This window comes from Motilibacter peucedani (assembly GCF_003634695.1).
In the GTDB taxonomy this organism is placed as follows: domain Bacteria; phylum Actinomycetota; class Actinomycetes; order Motilibacterales; family Motilibacteraceae; genus Motilibacter; species Motilibacter peucedani.
The window spans coordinates 175,698-200,719 of sequence record NZ_RBWV01000011.1 but is presented as its reverse complement, the minus strand read 5'-3'; the positions used below and the strand labels follow the sequence as shown (position 1 = coordinate 200,719).

General features: G+C 73.7%; 22 protein-coding genes and 1 tRNA gene. 13 read left to right on the top strand and 10 right to left on the bottom strand.

Translation table 11 applies throughout. From position 1 onward, the window contains the following. The first annotated feature begins 55 nt into the window (after nucleotides 1-55). Nucleotides 56-655: a recombination mediator RecR gene (recR, locus tag CLV35_RS09240; RefSeq protein ID WP_121193183.1), complete on the top strand. Its 600-nt coding sequence runs from the start codon at nucleotides 56-58 to the stop codon at nucleotides 653-655. Then, nucleotides 648-1,298 (top strand): DUF5063 domain-containing protein, encoded by a 651-nt coding sequence (locus tag CLV35_RS09235; RefSeq protein ID WP_121193182.1) that lies wholly within the window; start codon nucleotides 648-650, stop codon nucleotides 1,296-1,298. The genes recR and CLV35_RS09235 overlap by 8 nt, the downstream gene beginning before the upstream one ends. Before the next feature lie 49 nt (nucleotides 1,299-1,347). Here CLV35_RS09235 and CLV35_RS09230 read toward each other — a convergent pair whose 3' ends face one another. Further along, nucleotides 1,348-2,889, bottom strand: a complete 1,542-nt coding sequence (locus tag CLV35_RS09230) for an MFS transporter (RefSeq protein WP_121193181.1) — start codon at nucleotides 2,887-2,889, stop codon at nucleotides 1,348-1,350. A gap of 55 nt (nucleotides 2,890-2,944) precedes the next feature. Between CLV35_RS09230 and CLV35_RS09225 the strand changes: the two genes are divergently transcribed. The 5 genes from CLV35_RS09225 (at nucleotide 2,945) to CLV35_RS09205 (ending at nucleotide 7,534) form a co-directional block, all read left to right on the top strand. After that, entirely contained in the window at nucleotides 2,945-3,355 is a 411-nt protein-coding gene (locus tag CLV35_RS09225) for a MarR family winged helix-turn-helix transcriptional regulator (protein WP_231121657.1), read from the top strand. Between the two features lie 133 nt (nucleotides 3,356-3,488). Next, nucleotides 3,489-4,790, top strand: a complete 1,302-nt coding sequence (locus tag CLV35_RS09220) for an aspartate kinase (RefSeq protein ID WP_121193504.1) — start codon at nucleotides 3,489-3,491, stop codon at nucleotides 4,788-4,790. Continuing rightward, nucleotides 4,787-5,872, top strand: coding sequence for an aspartate-semialdehyde dehydrogenase (locus CLV35_RS09215; RefSeq protein WP_121193179.1), 1,086 nt, complete (start codon nucleotides 4,787-4,789; stop codon nucleotides 5,870-5,872). The genes CLV35_RS09220 and CLV35_RS09215 overlap by 4 nt, the downstream gene beginning before the upstream one ends. Nucleotides 5,873-5,876: 4 nt before the next feature. Beyond that, nucleotides 5,877-7,127 carry an MFS transporter gene (locus CLV35_RS09210; RefSeq protein ID WP_121193178.1) on the top strand — a complete coding sequence of 417 codons (1,251 nt, stop codon included), beginning with the start codon at nucleotides 5,877-5,879 and terminating at the stop codon, nucleotides 7,125-7,127. 2 nt (nucleotides 7,128-7,129) lie between these two features. Continuing rightward, entirely contained in the window at nucleotides 7,130-7,534 is a 405-nt protein-coding gene (locus CLV35_RS09205; protein WP_121193177.1) for an Imm1 family immunity protein, read from the top strand. Between the two features lie 10 nt (nucleotides 7,535-7,544). Here the strand turns inward: CLV35_RS09205 and CLV35_RS09200 are convergent, their stop codons facing one another. The 3 genes from CLV35_RS09200 to CLV35_RS09190 form a co-directional block, all read right to left on the bottom strand. Then, a complete protein-coding gene (locus CLV35_RS09200; protein ID WP_121193176.1) occupies nucleotides 7,545-9,194 on the bottom strand; it encodes a methyl-accepting chemotaxis protein in 1,650 nt (549 codons plus the stop codon). A gap of 39 nt (nucleotides 9,195-9,233) precedes the next feature. Beyond that, complete coding sequence (locus tag CLV35_RS09195) at nucleotides 9,234-9,560, bottom strand: hypothetical protein (RefSeq protein WP_121193175.1); 327 nt, start codon at nucleotides 9,558-9,560, stop codon at nucleotides 9,234-9,236. A gap of 91 nt (nucleotides 9,561-9,651) precedes the next feature. After that, a complete protein-coding gene (locus CLV35_RS09190; protein ID WP_121193174.1) occupies nucleotides 9,652-11,448 on the bottom strand; it encodes a S9 family peptidase in 1,797 nt (598 codons plus the stop codon). A gap of 60 nt (nucleotides 11,449-11,508) precedes the next feature. Between CLV35_RS09190 and CLV35_RS09185 the strand changes: the two genes are divergently transcribed. Beyond that, the gene (locus CLV35_RS09185) at nucleotides 11,509-12,783 is read left to right on the top strand and encodes a cation:proton antiporter (protein ID WP_121193173.1); all 1,275 of its coding nucleotides are present in this window, start codon (nucleotides 11,509-11,511) and stop codon (nucleotides 12,781-12,783) included. Between the two features lie 82 nt (nucleotides 12,784-12,865). On the opposite strand, the gene CLV35_RS09180 is transcribed toward CLV35_RS09185, so the two are convergent. Beyond that, nucleotides 12,866-12,939, bottom strand: a tRNA-Pro gene (locus tag CLV35_RS09180). An 80-nt stretch (nucleotides 12,940-13,019) separates the two neighbouring features. On the opposite strand from CLV35_RS09180, the gene CLV35_RS09175 reads away from it, so the two are divergent. Next, nucleotides 13,020-13,994: an aldo/keto reductase gene (locus tag CLV35_RS09175; protein ID WP_121193172.1), complete on the top strand. Its 975-nt coding sequence runs from the start codon at nucleotides 13,020-13,022 to the stop codon at nucleotides 13,992-13,994. Nucleotides 13,995-14,045: 51 nt separating this feature from the next. Here CLV35_RS09175 and CLV35_RS09170 read toward each other — a convergent pair whose 3' ends face one another. From CLV35_RS09170 to CLV35_RS20460, 3 genes are all read right to left on the bottom strand, one after another. After that, nucleotides 14,046-14,960 carry a metallophosphoesterase gene (locus CLV35_RS09170; protein WP_121193171.1) on the bottom strand — a complete coding sequence of 305 codons (915 nt, stop codon included), beginning with the start codon at nucleotides 14,958-14,960 and terminating at the stop codon, nucleotides 14,046-14,048. A gap of 47 nt (nucleotides 14,961-15,007) precedes the next feature. Then, nucleotides 15,008-15,955 carry a matrixin family metalloprotease gene (locus CLV35_RS09165; protein WP_183061889.1) on the bottom strand — a complete coding sequence of 316 codons (948 nt, stop codon included), beginning with the start codon at nucleotides 15,953-15,955 and terminating at the stop codon, nucleotides 15,008-15,010. A gap of 72 nt (nucleotides 15,956-16,027) precedes the next feature. After that, nucleotides 16,028-16,693, bottom strand: a complete 666-nt coding sequence (locus tag CLV35_RS20460; RefSeq protein ID WP_231121655.1) for a hypothetical protein — start codon at nucleotides 16,691-16,693, stop codon at nucleotides 16,028-16,030. A gap of 222 nt (nucleotides 16,694-16,915) precedes the next feature. On the opposite strand from CLV35_RS20460, the gene CLV35_RS09155 reads away from it, so the two are divergent. Next, the gene (locus CLV35_RS09155; protein ID WP_147431915.1) at nucleotides 16,916-20,269 is read left to right on the top strand and encodes a S8 family serine peptidase; all 3,354 of its coding nucleotides are present in this window, start codon (nucleotides 16,916-16,918) and stop codon (nucleotides 20,267-20,269) included. 169 nt (nucleotides 20,270-20,438) lie between these two features. Here the strand turns inward: CLV35_RS09155 and CLV35_RS09150 are convergent, their stop codons facing one another. Together CLV35_RS09150 and CLV35_RS09145 are read right to left on the bottom strand one after the other, a co-directional pair. Further along, entirely contained in the window at nucleotides 20,439-21,185 is a 747-nt protein-coding gene (locus CLV35_RS09150; RefSeq protein ID WP_121193168.1) for a hypothetical protein, read from the bottom strand. Nucleotides 21,186-21,310: 125 nt separating this feature from the next. Next, nucleotides 21,311-23,692, bottom strand: a complete 2,382-nt coding sequence (locus tag CLV35_RS09145; RefSeq protein WP_121193167.1) for a transglycosylase domain-containing protein — start codon at nucleotides 23,690-23,692, stop codon at nucleotides 21,311-21,313. Between the two features lie 320 nt (nucleotides 23,693-24,012). On the opposite strand from CLV35_RS09145, the gene CLV35_RS20780 reads away from it, so the two are divergent. Genes CLV35_RS20780 through CLV35_RS09130 form a run of 3 tightly spaced genes read left to right on the top strand, consistent with a single transcriptional unit; the run spans nucleotide 24,013 to nucleotide 25,019 of the window. After that, nucleotides 24,013-24,354, top strand: coding sequence for a WhiB family transcriptional regulator (locus CLV35_RS20780; protein ID WP_121193166.1), 342 nt, complete (start codon nucleotides 24,013-24,015; stop codon nucleotides 24,352-24,354). A gap of 48 nt (nucleotides 24,355-24,402) precedes the next feature. After that, nucleotides 24,403-24,558 (top strand): DUF4177 domain-containing protein, encoded by a 156-nt coding sequence (locus CLV35_RS09135; protein WP_121193165.1) that lies wholly within the window; start codon nucleotides 24,403-24,405, stop codon nucleotides 24,556-24,558. After that, entirely contained in the window at nucleotides 24,555-25,019 is a 465-nt protein-coding gene (locus tag CLV35_RS09130) for a RidA family protein (RefSeq protein WP_121193164.1), read from the top strand. Before CLV35_RS09135 ends, CLV35_RS09130 begins: the two co-directional genes overlap by 4 nt. The last annotated feature ends 3 nt before the right edge of the window (nucleotides 25,020-25,022 follow it).

Below are 25,022 nucleotides of genomic sequence, written 5' to 3'. Positions count from 1 at the left end.
CGCGGCACGGGCGGTGGTCTCGACCCGCCCCAGCTCGCGACAGGAGGAAGCCGGCATGTACGAAGGCGTCGTCCAGGACCTCATCGACGAGCTCGGCCGGCTGCCCGGCGTGGGGCCCAAGAGCGCCCAGCGCATCGCGTTCCACCTGCTCGCGGCCGACCCGGCCGACGTGCGGCGCCTGGTCGTCGCGCTCGAGCAGGTCAAGGAGAAGGTGCGCTTCTGCCGCGTCTGCGGCAACGTCGCCGAGGAGCTCGAGTGCCGGGTCTGCCGCGACCCGCGCCGCGACCTCACGGTCATCTGCGTGGTCGAGGAGCCCAAGGACGTCGTGGCGATCGAGCGCACGCGCGAGTTCCGCGGGCGCTACCACGTGCTCGGCGGCGCGATCAGCCCCATCGAGGGCGTGGGCCCCGACGACCTGCGCGTGCGCGAGCTGCTCGCTAGGTTGGCCGACGGCGTGGTGACCGAGCTGATCCTGGCGACCGACCCCAACCTCGAGGGCGAGGCCACCGCCACCTACCTGGCCCGCATGGTCAAGCCGATGGGCTTGCGGGTGACCCGGCTGGCGAGCGGTCTGCCCGTCGGCGGCGATCTGGAGTACGCGGACGAGGTCACCCTCGGCCGCGCGTTCGAAGGAAGGCGACTGCTCGATGTCTGACACCCACACGCTGGTCCCCACGGGGGACGGCCAGTCCGAGGACTGGGGCGACTTCGCCGCCGAGATCTCCGACCAGGTCGAGAGCTTCGTGCTCGCCGTGCGCGAGATCGCCGCCGGCGAGAGCCCCGAGACCGCGGTCAGCCTGCTGCTGCTGCAGGTCTCGCAGGTGCTGCTGGCCGGCGGTCGTCTCGGCGCCGTGCAGGACGTCGTGCCCGACGAGCGCTTCGAGCCCGACGCGGGCGACGACGCCGACCTCGACGGCGTGCGCACCTCGCTCGCCAACCTGCTCGAGCCGGTCGACGAGTACACCGAGGTCTTCGACCCCTACGGCGAGCCGCCGGAGGTCGTGACGACCACGCTGTCCGACGACATCGCCGACGTCGTCGTCGACCTCGTGCACGGCCTTCAGCACTACAAGGCCGGCCGCACGGTCGAGGCGCTGTGGTGGTGGCAGTTCTCCTACCTCTCGAACTGGGGCGCCACCGCCAGCGCTGCGTTGCGCGCGCTGCAGTCGGTGATCAGCCACGTGCGCCTCGACGCCGGAGCGCAGCACGACGCCGAGCTCGTCGTCGAGGACCGGCTCCTGGCCGAGACCGCGGCGAGCGCGGTCGCGCCGCCGCAGGGCTACGTCCCCCGCCACTAGCACCGACGCCCCGGCGGGCCGAGGCCTGCCGGGGCGCGAGCACGGGCCGTCAGACCTCGGCCTCCGCGTACTCCTCGCGCACCGGTGCGCCGAGCACGACGGCGTCCGGTACGTCTGCCGCCCGCCGCGCACGCACGCTGCGCACCAGCGCCGGTGCGGTGACCAGCAGGCCCAGCACCGCGCCGCCGACGCTGATCCACAGCCCTGCCCGGTAGCCGGAGATCGCGTCGAGCGCTGTCGGCACGCCGTCCGGCCCGGTCCCGGTCGTCCCCTCCACGACCGCGGTCGAGACGGCCAGCAGCACGGCGCCGCCGAGCTGGAACGAGGTCTGCACCAGTCCGGACGCGAGACCCTGCTCCTCGTTGCGCACGCCTGAGGTCGCGGCGGTGTTGATGGAGGCGAACGCCAGGCCGAAGCCGAGGCCGAGCAGGAGCGTCGAGGGCAGCACGACCGCCAGGTAGGACGCGCTCGGGCCGATCCGGCTGAAGACGGCGTAGCCCGCGACGAAGGCGGCCATGCCGCCGGCGAGCGGCACGGCGGGCCCGTACCTGTCGATCAGCGTCCCGACCGGGCGGGCGACCGCGACGACGAGCAGGCCCATCGGCAGCAGGCCGAAGGCCATCCGCACTGCCGACCAGCCGAGGGTCTGCTGGAGGTAGAGAGCGGCGATGAACTGGAAGGCGACGTAGCTGCCGAACACCGTCATCGCGGTGAGGTTGGCGGCGGCGAGGCCCGGGGTCCGCAGGATGCCGAGGCGGACCAGCGGCGCGCGGCTGTAGTGCTCGACCGCCACGAAGGTGGCCAGCAGGGCGGCCGAGGCGGCGAAGCCGAGGACGGTGACGGGGGAGCCCCAGCCCTGGTCGTGGGCCCGGACGACGGTGATGACCAGCGTGAGCATGGCGGCGGTGATGCTCGCGGCGCCGGGCAGGTCGTAGCTGCGCCGGCCGGTGCCGGGCTCGTCGCGGGGGACGAAGCGGGTTCCCAGCGCGAGCAGGACGAGCGCGAGCGGGCCGGGGACCAGGAACGTCCAGCGCCAGCCGATCGAGGTGAGCAGGCCGCCGAGCACGAGCCCGAGCGAGAAGCCGCTCGCCGCGGTGGCGGTGTAGACGGTCAGCGCCTTGGTGCGCTGGGGGCCCTCGCGGAAGCGGGTGGTGATGATCGACAGGGTCGCGGGGGCGGTGAACGCCGCCGCCGCGCCCTTCACGAAGCGGGCGCCGATGAGCAGCGTCCCGTCCGTGGCGACGCCGGTGAGCAGCGACGCCGCCGCGAAGACCGCCAGGCCGACGAGCAGCACCCGCCGCCGGCCGAGCAGGTCGCTCGAGCGCCCGCCGAGCAGCAGGAAGCCGCCGTAGCCCAGGACGTAGCCGCTGATCACCCACTGCAGCGTGCTCGGGGCGAGGTCGAGCGCGGTGCCGACGGAGGGCAGCGCGACGCCGATCATCGAGACGTCCAGCCCGTCGAGGAAGACCGTGCCGCAGAGGACGAGCAGCAGCGTCCAGCCGGCGCGGCCGAGCCGGTCGCCGGGAAGACCGAGGTCGGTCGGGGCGCTGCGAGGAGGAGGGACGGGGGTGGGATGCGGCGTGGTGGACATGGCTCCACCATATGCATGCGCATGCATCGAGCGTCAAGCGCGTTATGCTGGGAGCGTGAGCCCGACGACCCGTGCCGCTGCAGGGGCCGCGCCGGCGGCCCAGCACCAGCTGGTCGAGCAGTGGCGCGACCTCGCCGGTCGCTACGCGCGCGTCAACGAGGCGCTCGAGCGCGAGCTGCAGAAGGGCCACGGGCTGGGCCGCACCGAGTTCGAGCTTCTCGCGCGGCTCGACGAGGCGCCGAACCGCGCCGGGCGGGTCACCGAGCTGGCCGGCGAGGTCGGGCTGAGCCAGAGCGCGCTCTCCCGCATGGTCGACCGGCTCGAGGCGCAGGGCCTCGTCGAGCGCGCCTGCTGCGTGGAGGACCGGCGCGGCGTCTTCGTCGAGCTCACCGCGGTGGGACGCGGCCGGCTCGGTGACGCGCGCCCGAGCTACGACGCCGTGCTGGCGCAGCACCTCACCGCCTGACCGGCGCCGCGCTGTCCACCCAGCGGGACGATCCGGCGCCCTGTCGGACACCGCCGGTAGACTCGCGACCTGCACTGGTCGTCGTGACGCCTGCCTCCGAGCGGTCGTCCACTCCCGTCTGGAGATGCAGCTCGTGGGCCTGGTCGTGCAGAAGTACGGTGGCTCGTCGGTCGCCGACGCCGCGAGCGTCAAGCGCGTCGCCCAGCGCATCGCCGAGACCAAGCGGGCGGGCAACGACGTCGTCGTGGTCGTCTCGGCCATGGGCGACACCACCGACGAGCTGATCGAGCTCGCCGAGCAGGTCACCCCGGTGCCCAGCGGGCGCGAGCTCGACATGCTGCTCACTGCCGGTGAGCGCATCTCGATGGCCGTCGTCGCCATGGCGCTGGGCAACCTCGGCATCGAGGCCCGCTCGTTCACGGGCAGCCAGGCCGGCGTCATCACCGACTCCGCCCATGGCAAGGCCCGCATCATCGACGTGACCCCGGGCCGCATCTCCCAGGCCCTCTCCGAGGGCGCGGTCGCGATCGTCGCCGGCTTCCAGGGCGTCAGCCAGGACACCAAGGACATCACCACGCTGGGCCGCGGCGGCTCCGACACCACGGCGGTAGCGCTCGCGGCGGCGCTGCAGGCCGAGGTGTGCGAGATCTACACCGACGTCGACGGCGTCTACTCCGCCGACCCGCGCATCGTCCCCGCCGCGCGCCGCCTGCCGCACCTCGCCTACGAGGAGATGATGGAGATGGCGGCGTGCGGGGCGAAGGTGCTCCACCTGCGCTGCGTCGAGTACGCCCGCCGCTTCACCCTGCCCATCCACGTGCGCTCGTCGTTCAGCCACCGCACGGGCACCTGGATCAGCGACAACCCCCCGACCCCGGACCTCGCGTCCGGCACGCTCGACGAGGAAGGCACCGAGGTGGAACAGCCCATCATCTCCGCGGTCGCGCACGACCGGAGCGAGGCCAAGGTGACCGTCGTCGGCGTCCCCGACAAGCCCGGCGAGGCGGCGCGCATCTTCCGCGCCGTGGCCGAGGCCGGCACCAACATCGACATGATCGTCCAGAACGTCTCCTCGGTCGCCACCGGCCGCGCCGACATCTCGTTCACGCTGCCCAAGACCGACGGAGCCACGGCGGTCGCGGCGCTGCGCAAGGTGCAGCCCGCCATCGGCTTCGACGACATCCTGTTCGACGACAGCATCGGCAAGGTGTCGCTGATCGGCGCCGGCATGCGCTCGCACCCGGGCGTCTCGGCCACCTTCTTCGACGCCCTGGCGACCGCCGGGGTCAACGTCGAGATCATCTCGACCTCCGAGATCCGCATCTCGGTGGTCGTGCGCGGTGACTCGGTCGACGAGGCCGTGCGCGCCATCCACACCGCCTTCGACCTCGACTCCGACGAGGGCGCCACCGTCTACGCAGGGACCGGCCGATGAGCATCGCCCCGATCGCCCGCCGCGACGGGCGGCCCACGCTCGCCGTCGTCGGCGCCACCGGTGCCGTCGGCACCGTCATGCTCGAGATCCTCAGCACCCGCGCCGACGTGTGGGGCGACATCCGGCTGATCGCGTCGCCGCGCAGCGCCGGCAAGAGGCTGACCGTGCGCGGCGAGGAGCTCGAGGTCGTCGCGCTCTCGCCCGAGGCGTTCGACGGCGTCGACGTCGCGATGTTCGACGTGCCCGACGAGGTCTCGGCCGAGTGGGCGCCGGTCGCGGCCGCCAAGGGCGCCGTCGCCGTCGACAACTCCGGCGCGTTCCGCATGGACCCCGACGTGCCGCTCGTCGTGCCCGAGGTCAACGCCGCCGCAGCGGCGCAGCGGCCCAAGGGCATCATCAGCAACCCCAACTGCACGACGCTGTCGATGATCGTCGCGCTGGGCGCGCTGCACGAGGCCTACACGCTGCAGGAGCTCGTCGTCGCCTCCTACCAGGCCGCGTCCGGCGCGGGGCAGCCCGGCATCGACGCGCTGCGCGAGCAGATGGCCAAGGTCTCGGGCGACGCCTCGCTCGGCACCGTGGCCGGCGACGTGCGCCGCGCCGTGGGCGACCCCGGCCCGTTCCCCGCGCCGCTCGCCTACAACGTGGTGCCGTGGGCGGGCTCGCTCAAGGACGGCGGTTGGTCGAGCGAGGAGCTCAAGGTCCGCAACGAGTCGCGCAAGATCCTCGGCCTGCCCGACCTCAAGGTCTCGGCCACCTGCGTGCGCGTGCCCGTCATCACCACGCACTCGCTGGCCGTCCACGCGGTCTTCGCCACCGAGGTCGAGCAGGAGCGCGCCCAGCACGTGCTCGCCCAGGCCCCTGGCGTGGTGCTGGTCGACGACCCCGCCAACCACGAGTTCCCGACCCCCGCCGACGTGGTCGGCACGGACCCCACATGGGTGGGCCGCGTACGCCGCTCGCTCGACGACCCGCGCGCGCTCGAGCTGTTCCTCTGCGGCGACAACCTGCGCAAGGGCGCGGCGCTCAACACCGCGCAGATCGCCGAGGTCGTCGCCGCCGAGCTCAACCCGCCGCGCTAGCGGCATGGCGGGTGCCCCCGGTGCGTCCGTCGCGGTCCCCGGCCGCGACGTGCGCGCCGCCCGGGTCGCGGTCGGCGCGCTGTTCTTCACCAACGCGGTCGTCTTCGCCAACGTCGTCCCCCGCCTGCCCTACATCAAGAGCTCGCTCGGGCTCTCGAACGCGGCCCTCGGCACGGCGATCGCCGCCGGCCCGCTCGGCGCCCTGATCGCGGGCGCCTTCGCCAGCTGGTTCCTCGTGCGGTGGGGCTCGGCGCGGGTGGCGGTCGGCTCGCTGGTGCTCATGGCGGCCAACCTGCTGCTCATCAGCGTCGCGCCCTCGTGGGGCGTGCTGGCGGCCGGGCTCTTCCTCGCCGGGGTGTGCGACTCGGTGGCCGACATCGCCAACAACGCCCACGGCCTGCGCGTGCAGCGGCGCTACGGACGCTCGATCCTCAACTCGTTCCACGGCATCTGGAGCGTCGGCGCGGTCTTCGGTGGTCTGGTCGGGTCTGCGGCTGCCGGGCTCGACCTCGCCCTGCCCCTCCACCTCGGCGTCATGGCGGCGCTCTCGATCGTCGTCGTGCTCGCCACCGGGCGCCGGCTGCTGCCCGGGCCCGACGACTCGGAGCGCGAGCCGGTGCACCGCGAGGCGGCGTCGTCGGCGAGCCGGTGGTGGACGCAGACGTCGGTGATCCGCGCGCTCGTGGTCCTCGGCGTCGTCGGCTCCATGGGTGCGGCCATCGAGGACGCCGGCGCGACGTGGGGCGGGGTCTACCTGCGCGACAGCCTGCGCTCGGGCGCCGCCGTCGCGGGCATGGCCTTCGTGGCGCTGCAGGGCATGCAGGCGCTGGGTCGGCTGACCGGCGACCGCTGGGTGACCCGCTTCGGCGAGCGCGCGGTCGCGCGCGCCGGTGCCGTCGTCGCGCTGGCCGGCATGGCGCTCGCGCTCTCGCTGCCGAGCGAGGCGACCACGGTCGTCGGCTTCGGCGCTGCCGGTCTCGGCATCTCGACCTGGATCCCGGCCGCGATGCACGCGGCCGACTCGATCCCCGGCCTGCCCAGCGGCATGGCGCTCAGCATCGTGGGCCTGGTCATCCGCGTCGGCTTCTTCGTCGAGCCGCCCGTGGTGGGCGTGGTCGCCGACTCGACGTCGCTGAGGTGGGCGCTGCTGGTCGTGCCGTTCGCCGCCGCTGTCACGCTGCTGGCGGCCCGCGCGCTCACCACGCGCGTCGAGCCGGCCCCCGCCGGCCGTCCCGCTCCGGCCCTGGCGGAGTAGGCGTGGCGCCGTTGTTCGTCCGGACCATCGCCTCCGACTCCCCGTGGGCCGGCGCGGTCGAGCTGCCGTGGGAGCCCGACTGGGACGACGCCACACTGGCGGCGCTGGTCGAGGAGCTCGACGGCGTGGAGCGTACGGCTCTCGTCCTGACGGGGCCCGACAACGCCCACCTCGCGATCGGCGGTTCGGCCCTGGCCGGGCTGATCGTCTACGTGTCCTACGACGAGGAGCAGTTCGCCCTCGCCGGCGGCTCTGACGACGAGGGCACCCGGCCAGTGGTAGCAGGTGGCACGGTGCAGGACTACCCCCTGCGCTACGTCATCGAGCCCGCCGTCGCAGTCCAGGCCGCGTGGACCTTCGTGCAGTACGGCGAGCTCGACGACACCTGGGAGTGGGACCGCGGCTGAGTACAGCGGGTCAGTACTGGAACTGCGAGACCGTCTGCTTCATCTCGTCCGACATGCGCGCCAGCTCGGCCGCCGAGGCCTGCGCCTCGACCACCGCGTCGGCGGTGCTCTGCGCGGTCGCCGCGACGTCCTCGATGCTCGTGTTGATGCGCGAGGTGGCGTCGGCCGCACCGGCGACGTTGCGGTTCATCTCCGCCGTCGTCGCCGACTGCTCCTCGACCGCGCTGGCGATCGTGGTGGTGTAGTCGCTGATGCGGGCGATGACCTCGGCGATCTCCTCGATGGCCCCGACGGCCGATCCGCTGTCGGCCTGGATGGCCTCGACGCGCTTGGCGATGTCGTCGGTGGCGCGGGCGGTCTCCTGCGCGAGGTCCTTGACCTCGCCGGCGACGACGGCGAAGCCCTTGCCGGCCTCACCGGCGCGGGCGGCCTCGATGGTCGCGTTGAGCGCCAGCAGGTTGGTCTGCTCGGCGATCGTGGTGATGACCTTGACGACGTCGCCGATCTGGCGGCTGGACTCGCCGAGGGTGGCGATGGTGCGGTTGGTCGACTGGGCGACGGTGACGGCCTGGCGGGCGACGTCGGCGGCCGCGTTGGCCGACTGGGCGATCTCGCCGATGGAGGCGCCCATCTGCTCGGAGCCGGTGGCCACGGTCGTGACGCTGGAAGAGACCTCGTCCGACGCGCTCGCCACGGCGCGGGCCTGCGCGGAGGCCTGGTGCGCGCCGTCGCTGAGCTGCTCGGCGACCGCGGTGTTCTGGCGGGCGGTCGCAGCGAGGGACTCGGCGGCGGTGCCCATGGTCGAGACGACGTCGCGGATGCGGGCCTGCGCGCGGGTCAGCGTCGCGGCCATGCGGCCGATCTCGTCACGCCCCTCGACGTGGGTGGTCCGGGTGAGGTCGCCTTCGGCCATGGCCTCGAGCGAGGACTGCACCGCGGCGAGCGGGCGGGTGATGCGGCGGCCCACGACCAGCGCGAAGCCGACGGCGCCGGCGAGGCCGAGCACCAGCAGGGCGACGACCTCGGCGATGGAGCGGTGGTAGGCGGCCTTGCCCGCGGCCACGTCGGCGTCGGCGTCGGCCTGCTCGATCGTGGCGAGCCGGTCGAGGGCGTCGCTCAGGTCGGTGTTGAGCTTGACGATGTCGGCGACGGCGGTCGGCACGGTCACGCCGGCGGGCGCCGCCTTGCCGAAGAACCAGTTGTCGCGGAAGGCGCGGTAGTTCGCGAGCGCCTTCTGCACGGCGGCCAGCTGGCTGGCGCGCGGGCCGGTCGTGGTACCCGCGTTCGCACCGTACGTCGTGAGCGCCGCGTCGATCGTCGTGTCCGCGGCAGCCACGCCCTTCTGCATCTGCGCGGCGGCCGCGGTGTACTCGGCGGATCCCGGCTTGAACTGCGCCGAGAGGCCGGCCACACCGATGAGGTTGTAGTACATCTCCATCAGCCCGCCCCGCGCCTGCGAGAGAGCGACGACGCTGGTGAGGTTCGACGCGCGCATCGCGCTCATGCGGTCGTTCGAGTCGCGCAGGCGGCTCACGCCCAGCCCGCTCACGGCGATCGCGACCAGCGCCACCAGCAGCACGCTGACGAGCAGCTTGGCGCGCACGGGGAGGTCGGCGACGGGGTGGCGTCGGGCGGCGGGGGCAGGGGTCGAGGTGCTCACCCGTCATGCATCGACGTCGGAGCGCCGCAGTTGAGCCGATCAGCGTCGGCGCGCCAGCACCGCGACGGCGACGAAGGTCGCCAGCGCCGCCCCAGCCGCTCCCGAGACCGCGCCGAGGAACGGGGTGACGGCGAACAGCGCGAACACGGCGGCCGCGGCGAGCGCCGCGCTGGTCCCGGCGATGCGTACGCGGTCGGCCAGCGCCGCGCGCCAGCCGCCCTCCTGCTCGCGCCCGGGCACCCGCGACGACCCGCCGCTGCGCGCCGGCTCGACGGCCGGGCGCGCGGTGGGCGCCGGGCGCGACTGGCTAGACAGGCTGCGGTCGACCTCGGCGAGCAGGGCCTCGATGTCGTCGTCCTCGCGCACGCCTCCACTGTGCCACGCCCGCGGTGTCACGACTGCTGTGTCCGAACCCGCCGGCGTCGCGACCCTGGTCGCGACGCGGCGGGTTCGGACACTAGGCGGGGGTGGGCAGGCCGAGGTGGCGGCAGACGAACCCGAGCTCGGCCCGCATCTGGCGCACCCGCTCGTCGACGACCAGCGAGCCGTGGCCCGCGTCGAACCGGTAGACCTCGTGCGGGACTCCCCGGGACTCGAGCGCCGCGAGGTAGTTCTCGATCTGGCGGATGGGACAGCGCGGGTCGTTCTCGCCGGCCAGCACCAGCACCGGCGCGCGCACCTGCTCGACGTAGGTGAGCGGTGAGCTCTCGCGGTAGCGGTCGGGCACCTGCTCCGGCGAGCCGCCGAACAGCGAGCGGTCGAAGGCCTTGAGCGGCTCCATCTCGTCCTCGTAGGCCGCGACGTAGTCGGCCACCGGCACTGCGCCGACGCCGGCCTCCCACAGCTGCGGGAGACGGCCGAGCCCGAGCAGCGTGAGGTAGCCGCCCCACGAGCCGCCCGACAGGGCTACCCGCTGCGCGTCGACGAGCCCGTCGGAGACCGCCGCCGACCAGACCGCCTCGAGGTCCTCGAGCTCGGTCAGCCCGACCCGGCCCTCGATCGCGTCGCGCCAGGCCGACCCGTAGCCGGTCGAGCCGCGGTAGTTGACCCGGACGACGGCCAGCCCGGCGTCGACGTAGGCCGCGACGTCGGCGGCGAAGGCGTCGGAGTCGTGCCACGACGGGCCGCCGTGCACGAGGAAGACCGCGGGGTAGGGCGCGGCGCCGCCCTCGGGCAGCGAGACCAGCGCGTGGATGCGACCCCCGGGCCCCTCGACCCAGAGGTCGCGCACCGGCACCGACGGCGGGGCCGGGGGACCGGGCGGCGTCAGCACGACCGCGCCGTCGAGCGTGCGGACCTGCGCGGGCGTTGCGGCCGACGACCAGGCCAGCTCGACGCCGTCGGGCCGCGCGGTGGCCCCGCTCACGACGCCCGGCGGTGTCTCCAGCCGCTCCAGCTCCCCGCTGGCGAGGTCGAGCCGGTGCAGCTCGCTGCGCGCCTGGAACTCGTGGTCGACGAGCAGCGCGGCGCCGTCGGGGTACCAGCTGGCGCTGATCTCGCCGGGCAGGTCGATCGCCAGCTCGCGGACCTCGCCGGTGGCGACGTCCCACACCAGCAGCTCGTCGCGGCCGTGGCGCTCGTGGCCCACCAGCAGCCGGGTGTCGCCGGCGACGGGCGCGAACCCCGCCGGGTGCAGCCCCAGCCCGGGGCCGTCGGAGAGCTCCGCGACGGTGGAGCCGTCCGAGACCCGCACCACGCGTACGTCGGGGTGCCGCGAGTCGCCGTGCTCGCTGTGCGCGAGCGCCAGCAGCGTCTCGTCGTCGGACAGGTCGCCGACGTAGGCGCTCTGCTCGTGGCGGTAGAGCACGCGCGGCTCGCCGCCCGGGACGACCGCGGCGATCTCGGTGCCGATCTCGTCGTCGGAGCGGCCGACGACCGCGAGGCCCGAGCGCCCGAGCGCCAGGCCGGCGGAGTACGCGGCGGCGAGGCCCGGCGCGGCCGGCTCGTCGGAGCCACCGGCGAAGGGCTGCACCCGCCACACGCCGTGCTCGTCGCCGTCGGTGTCGTCGAACCACCAGATCTGCTCGCCGTCGGGCGTCAGCGTCCCCTCGCTCGTGCCGTTGGGCCGGCTCGTCACCTGTCGGTGGGTGCCCTCGCGGCGGTCCCACGCGTACAGCTCGAAGGTGCCCGTCGGGTTCGCGACGTAGAGGCAGCGGTGGGGCGCGTCCTGCGCCCAGTCGGGCAGCGAGACGCGCGCGGCGCGGAACCGCTGCTCCCAGGCGGGCAGCTCGCGGGCGGTCTCGGTGTCGCTCATGGTGGACCATCTCACCACGCGGCGGTGCTTGCCGCTGCGCGCAGGCGGGGACCATCGGGTGTGCTGACCGCGCTGCTCTTCGCCCTCGCGGGGGCCTCCGCCCTGGCCGCCGCCGCCCTGCCGCGCGCGGCCGAGGGGCGACCGTTCAGCCTGCCGCTGGTCTTCCTCGCCGCCGGCGTGGTGCTCGGGCTGGTCCCGAGCGTGCCCGAGGTCGACCCGGTGCAGCACAACGACGCAGTGCTCAACCTCACCGAGGTGGTCGTCCTGGTCGCGCTCATGGGGGCGGGCCTGGCCCTCGACCGCCCGCTGGGCTGGAAGACCTGGAAGACGACCTGGCGGCTGCTCGTCGTCGCCATGCCGGTCACGATCGCGATCGTCACTCTGACGGGCTGGGCGCTGGCCGGGCTGCCGTTCGCCACCGCGCTGCTGCTGGGCGCCGCGCTCTCGCCGACCGACCCGGTGCTCGCCGGCGACGTGCAGGTGGGCGAGCCGAGCGACGCCGAGCACGGCGAGGACGAGGTGCGCTTCGGGCTGACCAGCGAGGCGGGGCTCAACGACGGTGCCGCCTTCCCGGTCGTGCTGCTGGCCGTCGCGCTCGCGGGCTCGCACAGCCTGACCCGCTGGGCGCTCGAGGACGTGCTGTGGCGCGTCGGCGCCGGCGTCGTCGGCGGGCTGCTGGTCGGGCGGCTGCTGGGCCGGCTGTTCTTCCACGCGCGCACGTCGGCGCTGCGCTTCGCCGAGCACGACGCCGACGGCTTCGTCGCGCTCGCGGTGACCTTCCTGGCCTACGGGCTGACAGAGCTGGTCCACGGCTACGGCTTCGTCGCGGTCTTCGTCGCCGCCTGCTCGATCCGGGCCGCCGAGCGCTCCCACGGCTACCACGCGACGATGCACGGCTTCATCGAGCAGATCGAGCGGCTGCTCACCTCGTGGGTCCTGCTCCTGCTGGGCGCCGCGCTCGCCGACGGCCTGCTCGGGGCGCTGACCTGGCGCGGGGTGCTGGTCGGCCTCGTGCTCCTGCTCGTCGCCCGCCCGGTGGGCGGGCTGGTCGCCCTGCTCGGGAGCCGGGCCGGGCGGCGCGAGCGCACGGTGATCGCGGTGTTCGGCGTACGCGGCATCGGCTCGCTGTTCTACCTGGCCTACGCGCTCGGCCACGCCGACTTCCCGGCCCGCGAGCTGTGGGCGACCGTCGGGTTCACGCTGGTGGTCTCGGTCGTGGGCCACGGTCTCACCGCCTCGCCGGCGGTCGCGCGGCTCGACCTGCTGCGCAACCGGCGCGCCCGCCGCAAGCGCGTGCGGCCCACCGCCGAGCAGATCGCGCGGGAGCACGTCTGAGCCTGCGCTGGACGCACGAAGGGCCGCACCCTCGCGGGTGCGGCCCTTCGCGTGCTGCCTGCTGTGCGCAGGCCACCGGTTGTCGGGGTGGCGGGATTTGAACCCACGACCTCTTCGTCCCGAACGAAGCGCGCTACCAAGCTGCGCCACACCCCGGTCCAGCCCGGCAAGGATAGCGGATCGTCGGGCGGGTCCTGCACGTTGCGCGGGGTCGTGCGCTGGGCAAGGGTCGGGTCATGGACTACACCCACCTGGGCCGCACCGGTCTCTCGGTCAGCAGGCTCTGCCTCGGCACCATGAACTTCGGCCCGGAGACCTCCGAGGCCGACTCGCACGCGATCATGGACAGCGCGCTCGAGCACGGCATCAACTTCTTCGACACGGCCAACGTCTACGGCTGGGAGAAGGGCGAGGGGATCACCGAGAAGATCCTCGGCACGTGGTTCGCCCAGGGCGGCGGCCGGCGCGAGAAGACCGTGCTGGCGACCAAGCTCTACGGCGACATGGGCGACTGGCCGAACGACGGCAAGCTGTCGGCGCTCAACATCCGGCGCGCGGCGGACGCCTCGCTCAAGCGCCTGCAGACCGACTACATCGACCTCTACCAGATGCACCACATCGACCGCGCGACGCCGTGGGAGGAGGTCTGGGAGGCCTTCGACGTCCTGCGCACGCAGGGCAAGGTGCTCTACTTCGGCTCGTCCAACTTCGCGGGCTGGCACCTGGCCAAGGCGCAGGAGACGGCGCGGCGGCGCGGGTCCTACGGGCTGGTGAGCGAGCAATCGCTCTACAACCTGATGGCCCGCACGGTCGAGCTCGAGGTGCTGCCGGCCGCGCAGGACTACGGCCTCGGCGTCATCCCGTGGTCGCCGCTGGCCGGCGGACTGCTCGGCGGCGCCCTGCGCAAGCAGCGCGAGGGCAACCGGCGCTCGAGCGAGCGGGTCCAGGCCGAGCTCGAGAAGAACCGCGCCGCGCTCGAGCAGTGGGAGGACTTCTGCGACGAGCTCGGCGAGCACCCGGCGCACGTCGGCCTCGCCTGGCTCCTGCACCAGCCGGCCGTGACCGCCCCGATCATCGGCCCGCGCACCGCCGAGCAGCTCGACGGCACGCTGCGCGCCCTGGAGATCACGCTCGACGCCGGCGCCCTCGCCCGCCTCGACGCCATCTTCCCCGGCCCCGGCGGCGCCGCCCCCGAGGCCTACGCCTGGTAGGAGGCGCACGCCGGACGTTGATCAACAAGGTTGATCAACGTCCGAGGACGCTCACTCCTCGCGGGGGACGAGGGTGAGCAGGGTGGCCTCGGGCGGGCAGGCGAAGCGCACGCGTACGTAGGGCGACGTGCCGAGCCCGGCCGACACGTGCAGCCACGACCCGCCCCAGCGGGAGAGCCCGCGGGCCTGGCCGCGCGGCAGGTCGCAGTTGGTGACGATCGCCGCGGGGGAGAGGGGTACGCGCAGCTGCCCGCCGTGCGTGTGTCCCGCGAGCACGAGGTCCGCGCCGTCGCGGCTCATGCCGTCGAGCACCCGCTGGTAGGGCGCGTGCGCCACCCCGAGCGTGAGGTCCGCGGCCGGGTCGGCCGGGGCGCTCACCTCCGCGTACCGGTCGCGCCGGATGTGCGGGTCGTCCACCCCGACGGCGTCGATGCGGCGCCCGTCCACGACCACGCTCGCCCGCGCGTTGGTCAGCTCGCGCCAGCCGCCCGACACGAGCCCGGCCCGCAGGTCGCGCCAGGGCAGCTCGGCGTCGGCGTGGAAGTCCTCGGGCCGCCGGATCCCGTGGGCGCTGCCGTTGGGACGGAAGTACATGAACGGGTTGCGGCGGGTCGGCGCCACGTAGTCGTTGGAGCCGAACACGAACACGCCGGGCAGGCGCAGCAGCGGCTCCAGCGCGTCGAGCACCGGCGCGACCGAGTAGTAGCCCGCGAGGTTGTCGCCCGTGTCGACGACGAGGTCTGGCTCGAGCTCGGCGAGCCGGCGCACCCACGCGATCTTCTTCGTCTGCTGCGGCAGCAGGTGCAGGTCGGAGACGTGCAGCACGCGCAGCGGGCGCTGGCCCGGGTCGAGCACGGGCACGTCGACGCGGCGCAGGCGGTACGACCGGGCCTCGGCCATCGCGTACCCGACCCCGCCGGCGCCGGTCGCTGCGAGGACGGCGGCGGTACGCGTCGCGGGGTGCATGCGCTCATCGTCCCAGACGCGCGGGGCGGGGTCCCGGGCCGAGCGGGCTAGAGGTGCGGCCGGCAGGGGCCGGCGCCGACCAGCGCCAGGCCGCGACGGTCGCCGGCGCCCAGCTCGGTCTGTCCGGTGTTGTCGCTGAACATCAGCTGCTGCGGGTCGGGCACGTGCGCGAGGCCGACGACGTGGCCCAGCTCGTGCATGACCACAGCGGTCACCTGGTCGCGGCCGCGCTGGGTGACCAGCTCCGGCAGCAGGGCCGGTGCGTCGAGCGCGACGTCTCCGGAGACGTAGGTGAAGGCGCCGTGCGTGTCCGGCCAGGCGGTGCTGCCGCCCAGGCCAGCGACGTCGCCTTCGAGCCCCGGCACCTGGGCCGGCGTGGTCCACGCGACCAGGACCGGAGCCCACTGCATGCCGTATCGGTCGGGCTGATACGCATCGCGGTCCATGCCGGCCGGTTCGTCCGTCTCACCGTCGTAGACGAACGCCAGGCCGGTCGCTGCGGAGATCCGCTGCGCCGCCTGCTGGACCAGTGCGTCCACAGCAGCAGGAGCGTCGCCGCGGTTGACCACGTAGTGCAGCGCGCGGCAGGGGTCGTACCTCACCGGCTGCGAGGAGCCGGGCTCCGTGTGCACGAACGCGAAACCGCGACCGCCGGCGGGCGCGGCCACCGCCGGCAGCAGCCGGTCGGACTGCTCACCCGCACCCGCGGGCGGCACCGAATCGCCGACATCTGCAGCGGTGGCGGGCAGCAGCCGGGGCACCACCTTCGGTGCCGCGAGGCAGAGGACCACGACGGCGATGGCCACGACCTGGCGCGACGGGCGGAACCGGCGTCGGGGCGCGTACGTCACCGGCGCCCGCCACTGGTCCGGCGCCGGCCACTGCCCAGGCGCGCGGGCGTCGAGCCGGTCGAGCGCGCGCAGCGCCCGGGTCATCCGCCGTCGGCGCCGGGCCGGCCCGAACGTCGCGCGGTCCCAGGTCTGTCCAGCCGACACGTACGGCTTCATCGACCGCCGCGCCCGGCCGCTGAGGCACGGGCGCCCGACGGCACCCGGTCGGACCAGCGCTCAGCGGTAGGCGGGCGGCTCCTCCGCCGGGTCGGACGCGACCACGTCGAGCCCGGGGTGGCGCACGAGCTCGTCGACCGCCTGCTCGGAGGCGCCGATGCCGGCCCAGTGCGGGTCGACGTCGCGGGCGACGCACCAGGCGCGGTCGGCAGGCCACACGAACGCGGGGACCGGCGCGTACCCGGGCCAGCCGGGGCGCCGCTGCACCTCGCCCCAGTCGCCGAGGTCGCCGACCTCGCCCTCGAAGAGGGCGTAGCTGCGGTGCGGCAGCTCGAGCAGCGGTCCGTCCAGCGCGGAGGCGGCCGGTACGCGGTGCGGCGCGAGCCCCGGACGCGCCGCCGTGTACGTCTGCGGTCGCTCGTGCGGGGCGTCCGCGGAGGGACCCGGGACGGTGAAGCCCCAACCGTCCCAGAGCGCGTAGTAGCAGTGCTCCGGAGTCGACGTGTGCCGGGCGAGGACGCCGAGCAGGGTACGCAGCAGCTCGGTCTCCGTGCCGGGCCACGGTTCGGCATCGGCCTCCTGCTGGCCGGGCGAGGCGGGGTCCGGCAGGAAGCGCAGCCGTGCGTACGCCGCGAAGCCCTCGGGCCCGAAGGTGACCAGCCGGTCCCACGGCAGCCGGCTCGTCCGCAGCCAGTCGGCCGGCGCCAGGTCGGTGCGGGGGGTCATCACCCAGCCATCGTCACCCGCCGCTGCGGCCGACGCCACCGTCGGCAGAACTTGTCTGCGTACCCAGCGACGAGCGGCTCCACACCTGCCTTGCGGCGCGCCCGGGGCGTACGTTTCGTCACACCCGGAAGTTCCCACCCGAGGCAACCGGATGTCTTCTCAATGTCAGAGGTCCGGATTACGGTGCAGCCACCGAACCCCCTCCGGAGAGAGGCAACCGCCTTGTCCCGACGTCCATCACTGGTCGTAGCCGCGTGCTGCGCCCTGGCTGCGGCGGGAGCGCTGCCCGCCCAGGCCGCGTCCGCCGCATCGTCCAACGCCGCGCTGTCGAAGACGCGCAACGTCGTCGTCGTGCTGAAGGACCAGCACACGAACCTTCCAGCGAGCGGCAGGACGCTCGCCACGCGCGTCTCCGCCACCGCCGCCGACCAGCGCTCGCTGGTCGCGTCGGCCAGGAAGGCCGGTGCCACCGGCATCCGCCAGCTCCACGTGGCCAACGCGTTCGCCGCGAAGCTGACCGGCACCGAGGCGGCGAAGCTCGCGGCCGACCCGACCGTGGCCGGCGTCTACCCCGACCGCCTCGTCGCGGCACCGAAGAAGCTCGCCAAGGAGGCCCCGGCCGCAGCGAGCGCACCCAGCTCGGCCGAGTCGTGCACGACGGACTCCTCGCGCCCGACGCTCGAGCCCGAAGCGCTCCAGCTGACGCACACCGCCTTCGCCGACCCGGCCACGCCGTCGGCCAACAAGATCGCCACGGGCAAGGGCGTGAAGGTCGCGTTCCTCGCCGAGGGGATCGACATCGACAACCCCGACTTCGTCCGGGCCGACGGCAGCCACGTCTTCACCGACTACAAGGACTTCAGCGGCGAGGGCACCGCGGCGCCGACGAGCGGCGGCGAGGCCTTCGGCGACGCGTCCTCGATCGCGGCGCAGGGCCGCCAGGTCTACGACCTCGCCGACTTCGCCAGCCCGGCCGCGCCCGTCAAGACGGGCTGCACCATCCGCGTCCAGGGCATGGCGCCCGGCGCGAGCCTCGTGGGCCTCAAGATCTTCCCGGCCGGCGGGTTCGCCTTCAACTCCGCGATCCTCGCCGCGCTCGACTACGCGGTGACCGTCGACCACGTCGACGTCGTCAGCGAGTCCTTCGGCAGCAACCAGTTCCCCGACACCGGTGACGACCCGACGGCGCTGTTCAACGAGCAGCTCGTGGCCGCCGGCGTCACGGTCCTCGCTAGCAGCGGCGACGCCGGGCCCAACAACACCATCGGCTCCCCGGCCAGCTCGTCCGGCGTCATCTCCGTCGGTGCCACCACCCAGTTCCGCGCCTACGCGCAGCTCGGCTACCGCGGCTTCGTGCTGTCCAACGGGCGCTACCGCAGCGGCGGCATCTCCGGGCTGAGCTCCTCGGGCTTCACCCAGAGCGGCCGCACGATCGACCTCGTCGCTCCCGGTGACCTCGGCTGGTCGGTCTGCACGCCCGACCCCGAGCGCTACGAGGACTGCGTCGACTTCAAGGGCGCGCCCGCGTCGCTCGAGCTGTTCGGCGGCACCAGCGAGTCGGCCCCCCTGGCCGCAGGCGCCGCAGCTCTGGTGATCCAGGCCTACCGCGACACCCATGGCGGGCAGACTCCCGCGCCCGCGCTGGTGCGCTCGATCCTCACCAGCACCTCCGACGACCTCGGCCTCCCGGCTGACGAGCAGGGCTCCGGCCTGCTCAACTCGCTGCGCGCCGTCCAGGCCGCCCGCTCCGCGGCCGGCTCGAGCGTCGCGTCGACCAGCTCCGACCTGCTGGTCTCGCCGACCGCCGTCACCGCTGACGCGGTGTCCGGGAGCACGGCCCAGGCGACGGTCTCGCTGACCAACGTGTCGCGCTCGGCGCGTACGGTGTCGGCCCAGGTCCGCTCGTCCGGCAAGGTACTCGGCACGCCGCAGACCCAGACCGTGACGCTCGGCGCCCTTACCTCGCCGACGTTTCTCGACGGCACCGGCGTCCAGCGCGCCTACACGACGACGACCTTCACGGTCCCGCCGGGCGCGCAGCGGCTCACCGCGCAGGTCGCCTACCCCGGCGCCTCGATCGCGGGCCGCGTCTACTACTCGCTGCTCGAGCCGGACGGCACCTTCGCCGCCCACTCGCTGCCGCAGGGCAACAACGACTACGGCTACGTCGACGTCCCTGCGCCGGTCGCCGGCACCTGGAAGGCGATCGTCTTCACGTCCAGCAACGCGCTCGGCTACACCGGCGACGTGTCGCTGACCACGACGGCGTTCAAGAAGGACGTCGCGGCCTCGGTGCCCGAGCCCTTCACCCTGGCACCTGGCGCCACCAAGACGGTGACCGTGGCGATCCCGCAGCCGCACGACGCGGGCGACCGCTCCGACGCGCTGGTCTTCAGCAGCACGCCGGCCAAGGGCGGCGCTGCCAGCTCCAGCGTCGTGCCGGTCGTGCTCCGCACCCTCGTCCGGCTGCACCAGCACCGGGCGCGGGTCGAGGGCACGCTGCTCGGCACCAACGGGCGCAGCGGCATCCCGAACCCGGCGCTGACCTACGCGTTCGACGTGCCCGCGGGCACCGAGTCGCTGTCGGCCTCGCTCTCGGTGCCGCAGCTCGCGGGGCAGTCCCTCTACGGCTTCCTCGTCGACCCGCAGGGCGAGCCGGTGTCGGAGCGCACCAACCGGCGAGTCGCCTCCGACGGCACCGTGACGCTGAGCACCGGGCTCGACCTGACCCGCACCGCTCCGCAGGCGGGGCGCTGGCAGATCGTGCTGGCACAGCTCGGGTCCTCGCTGCACACGACGACCGACACGCCGTTCCGCCTCGACCTCTCGCTCGACGCGGCGAAGGTCAAGGCCAAGGGGCTGCCGACCGGCGGCACCCTTCGGGCCGGTGTGCCGGTGACGGCGACGCTCTCCTTCAAGAACCGGGGGAGCGCCGACGCGGCCTACTTCGCCGACGCCCGGCTCGCCGGCTCGGTCACGACGCCGCTGGCCGTCGCCAACAGCGACTACACGCTCGTCGACGCACCGCTCTCGCCGTTCCCGGCGGTCTCGGTGCCGACCGAGACCACGTCGCTCACGGTCTCCGCAAGCAGCGACCGGACCATGTTGTTCGAGGTGTCGCCGTTCCCGGCCGACCAGCTCGAGAGCCTGTCCTTCGAGGGCGATCCCGACCGTGAGGCCGGCCCCGCGGGCACCTCGCCCTCGGTGACGGTCAGCGACCCGGTCGTCGCTCCGCAGACGTGGCTGGCGCTGCCCTCCGCCGTCGGGCCCGTGCCCGACTCCGGGGCCGGCACTATTCACGCGACCTTCACCGCCACGGCCGTCACGAAGGCCTTCGACGGTGCGGTCACCTCGAGCACCGGCAACCCCCAGCTCGCCCGCGTCGACGCCGCGGCTCCGGCCGCGTCGCCGGTCACGGTGAGCGCCGGGGCCTCGGGCAGCATCTCGGTGACGATCACGCCGAACGCTCCCGTCGGCACGACGGTCTCCGGCGTGCTCTACCTCGACACCCTCGACGCCGTCACCGGCAGCGTCGACGAGGTCGCGGCGCTGCCCTACACCTACACGGTGGGCTAGCAGCTCGTCCGCTCGTCACGACGGCCCCCGGGACACCTCGTCCCGGGGGCCGTCGCACGTCCGGGCTCTGTGGCCCGCGCCTGCACGGCATTGGCACGATGGGCCATCGTGGCGGCCCTATTGGCACGATGGGCCATCGTGCCAACGGGGTGGGTGCGCGCGAGGCGGGTCAGCGTCGGCGGCGGAGGGCGAGGAGCGCTGCTGCCGCGGAGAACGCGGCGAGCACCAGGTAGCCCACGACGTCGCCCGAGCTGGGACGGCCTGCCGCGTCTGCGGCGCTGCCCAGCCAGACCAGGCACAGCACCGCCGCGGGCGCCCAGCCGTAGCGGCGCAGCCTGCTCGACCGCCGCGCGGACAGCAGCCGGGCGGCCTCCCGGGCACGCCGCATCCGGCCGCGGTCGGGCTCGGCGGGCACGGAGACGGCGGTACCCGGCGCGTCCGTCGTCAGCAGGCGCACCGCGTCCGGGGCGATGCCGAGCAGGTCGGCCGCCTCGGCCAGCCGGGCCAGCGGGTCGCCCGAGCGGCGCATCAGCGCCCGCAGGGCGGCCTCCTGCTCCTGCCGTCCCAGCAGGCCGGCGATCGCGGTCGCGACCGAGGGATCCTCGTCGGCGTCCGGCTCGGGGGGCCAGGCGCAGTGCGCGGCGGGTTCGCCCCGCTCGACCACGACGATCCCGGCGCCGAGCCTGGAGGCAGCGTCCGGCTCGTCGGCCGGACCTGCCTCCATGCCCCGCTCCCACCAGAGCGTCACGGCGACCGAGTCGCGGCGCAAGGACGACGCCGCCGCACCGATGCCTACCGCGGCGCCCACGGCCGCGGCGGTGACAGCGGAGGACGCCTCGCCGAGGGCCACCACCGTCGCCGGCGCACCCACGACCCGCGCGACGGCCACGGCGTGCTCGGGCGGCAGCGCCAGCACGGTGACCGCACGAGCGTCCGGTTCGGTCCGGGTGTCGAGGCCCTCGTCCGGCTCGAGGCCGGTGTGAGGAGCACCTCCGTCATCCCGGGCGCCGGGGGACCGGTCAGTGGGCGCCGGCAACGGGACTAGGGCTTCTTGGCGCCGCCGCCACCCGGGGTGGCGGGCTTGGTCGGGGCCGTGCCCGGCTTGGTGGCGCCCGGCTTGGTCGACCCCGGCTTGGTGGTGCCGGTGCCGCCCTTGCCCGTCGTGTCGCCCTTGCCCGTCGTGTCGCCCTTGCCCGTGGTGTCACCCGTGCCCGTGGTGTCGCCCTGGCCGTCGCCCGACTTGCTCGTGTCGTTCTTCTTGTAGCCGTTCTCGGCGCGGAAGCTCGGCGCGTAGGAGCCGCCGGAGAAGAACTTGCTCTTCGGGCGCACGAAGCTGTCGCTCTCGAGGTCAGCAGCCTCGATCGCCGCTCCGACGGTGTCGTGCCACATCGGCGCGGGCAGGTTCGCGCCCTGCACGATGCCGTAGTAGTGCCCGCCGATCGACTTGCCCGACAGGCGGTAGCCGCCCTTGGGAGGGCTCGGGTCCCAGACGGTGGCGCTGCCGACGAGCGAGGTGGTGTAGCCCATGAACCACGCCTGCTGGCGTCCCTGGGTGGTGCCCGTCTTGCCGGCCACCTGGTGGTTCGACAGCCCGGCGCGGCGGCCGCTGCCGTTCAGGACGACACCGCGCAGCAGGTAGTTCATGGCGTCGGCGACGTCCGGGTCGAGCACCTGGCTGCAGCCCGGCTTCTTCAGGACCTTCTTGCCGCCGTTGCGGTCGTAGACCGCCTCGAACGGGTAGGCGGCGCAGAACTTGCCGCGCGCGGCGAACGTCGCGTAGGCCGCGGCCATGTCGAGCGGGGCGATGTTGTTGGTGCCCAGCGTGAACGACTGGAACTGGTCGAGCGCCTTGCCGGTGGCGGCGTTGTGCAGGCCCAGCTTCCCGGCGAGGGTGGCAGGCCCGCAGACGCCGACCTCCTCCTCGAGCTGGATGAAGTAGGTGTTGATGGACTGCGCCATCGCCCGCTGCATGTTGAACGTGCCCTGCTCGCTGGTGCTCTCGTTGCCGGGCGTGTAGTTCGGGTCGTTGGCAGTGCCGTCGCAGGTCTCGACCGGGGTGACCTTCTTGAGCTCGGCCGGCGCGTAGATGTTGTAGTTGAAGCCGTACTTCACCCGGCCGGACTCGGTCTGCTGCTGCAGCGCGTAGGCCGCGACGAACGCCTTGAACGTCGACCCGGCCTGCGTCCCCTGCGACCCGCCGAACCGGTCGTTGACCGCGATGTTGACCTTCGACTGCCCCTTGGACTTGTCCTCGCCGTAGGGCCGGCTGATCGCGATGCCCTTGACCTTGCCCGTGCCCGGCTGGACCAGCGTGACCACGCCCGCGGCCTGGTCGGTGGGCTTGACCCACTTCTCGACGCCCTTCTGGGCGGCCTCCTGCATCGTCGGGTCGAGGGTCGTGACGACCTTCAGCCCGCCGCGGTAGAGCAGGTTGCGCCGGGTGGTGGCCGAGTTGCCGAAGCTCTTGTCCTGGAGGAAGTAGCGCTTGGCGTAGTCGCAGAACCACTTGAAGTCGTCGTTGGCCGACGCGTCGCACTCCTGCTTGGGGGCGCGCACGTTGAGATAGCTCTTGATCGCGATCTTCTTGACCCGGTCGGCCGACGGCTGGCTCAGCGTCCAGCCCTTGATGCTGACCTGGGTCATGCGCTGGAGGACGACGTCCCGACGCGCCTGCGCGGCGGCCGGGTGGTTGATCGGGTCGGTCGCGTTGGGGCGCTGCACCAGGCCGGCGAGCAGCGCCGCCTGCTTGATGTCGAGCTTGCTCGCGTCGACGCGGAAGTAGCGCTGGGCGGCCGCCTGCACGCCGTAGGCGCCGGCGCCGTAGTAGGCGATGTTGAGGTACTTCTCGAGGATCTGGTCCTTGGTGTACTTCTGCTCGTAGGCGATCGCGAAGCGCAGCTCGCGCAGCTTGCGGTCGAGGCTCTCCTCGGTCGCAGCGCGCTCGGCCTCGGGGTCGTTGCGCTCGCGCGCGGCGTAGACGAGGCTCAGCTTGATCAGCTGCTGGGTCAGCGTCGAGGCGCCCTGCGTGCCGCCGCCGCTCGCGTTGTTGACCGAGGCGCGCAGCAGGCCGCGCACGTCGGCGCCGCCGTGCTCGTAGAAGCGGTCGTCCTCGATGGCGATCTGCGCGCGCTGCATGGCGGGCGAGATCTTGCTCAGCGGCACGTAGGTGCGGTTCTGGTCGTAGAAGCTCGCCAGCAGCGTCGTGCCGTCGTTGGCGTAGAACCGGGTGGTCGTGGGCTGCGGCAGCACCTGCAGGTCGCCCGGCAGGTCCTCGAACTTCTCGGTGCCCGAGCGCGCGATGACGCCGATGCCGGCGGCCACCGGGAGCGCGATGCCGGCCACGAGCACGCCGGCGACCACGCTGAGAGCGACGAGGACCACGAGGCGCCGGACCATGCCGGCCCCCTGCCACAGAACGTACATGCGTGCCAGAGTACGGTGCCCGGCCGACACTGGCCGGGGAGCGCGCCGCCGCGTACGGCCACTGGTGATCACCGCGCGTGGTCGGCGCGGCCGTCGCGAACGGGCCGAGACCGTACCGAGACCGGACCGAGACCGCGCCGCGACCGACTGGCTGGTCAGGTGATCACGCAGGTCAGGGGCATGTCGGAGCGTTGCCCGGCCGGTCTAGTCACTTCGGGCTATGCGCGAACTGTCCGTTTCGGGGGTGACGCAGAGTGCCAGCCCCTACGTACCTTTGTGTCCAAGGCAAGGGGTTGCCTCACGGGGAAGGGACCACGATCATGACTTGGCAGGACGACTGGGCTGCTCGCGGAGCGTGCCGCACCACTGACCCTGACGCGCTGTTCGTCCAGGGTGCCGCCCAGAACCGCGCCAAGGTCGTCTGCTCCGGGTGCCCCGTGCGCGCCGAGTGCCTGGCCGACGCCCTCGACAACCGCACCGAGTTCGGCGTCTGGGGCGGCATGACCGAGCGCGAGCGCCGGGCGCTGCTGCGCCGCTCGCCCCACGTGACCTCGTGGAAGTCGGTCCTGCAGGAGGCGCAGCGCGACTTCGAGGAGTCCTACGCCGGCGCCCGCCGCGCAGGCGTCACCACGCTGAGCATCCCGCGCCAGCGCTCCGCCTGACGCCCGGTCCGACGCTGCCTGTCGGAGGCTGCTACTAGGGTCTGCGGCATGGCCAAGTGGGAGTACGTGACGGTTCCGCTGCTGACGCACGCGACGAAGCAGATCCTCGACAACTGGGGCGAGGACGGCTGGGAGCTCGTGCAGGTCGTGCCCGGCCCCGGCGGGGGTGACCAGCTGGTCGCCTACCTCAAGCGCGAGAAGTGAGCACGCCCACCGACCGGCTGGGCGAGCTCGGCCTCGCGCTGCCGGAGGTCGCCGCACCCGCGGGCGCCTACCTGCCGGCAGTGCGCACCGGCTCGCTGGTCTTCACCGCGGGGCAGATCCCGCTGGTCGACGGCGTCGTCGCGGCCACGGGCAAGCTCGGTGCCGAGATCTCGCTGGAGCGGGGCAAGGAGCTCGCCCGCGTCTGCGTGCTCAACGCGCTCGCCGCCGCCGCGGCCGAGGCCGGCGGCCTCGACCGGGTGCGCCGCGTGGTCAAGCTGGTCGGCTTCGTCGCCTCCGACCCCTCGTTCACCGCCCAGCCCGCGGTGGTCGACGGCGCCAGCGAGCTGCTGGGCGCGGTGTTCGGCGACGCGGGCCGCCACGCGCGCTCCGCCGTCGGCGTCGCGGTGCTCCCGCGCGACGTCCCGGTCGAGGTCGAGCTCGTCGTCGAGGTCGAGGACTAGCGC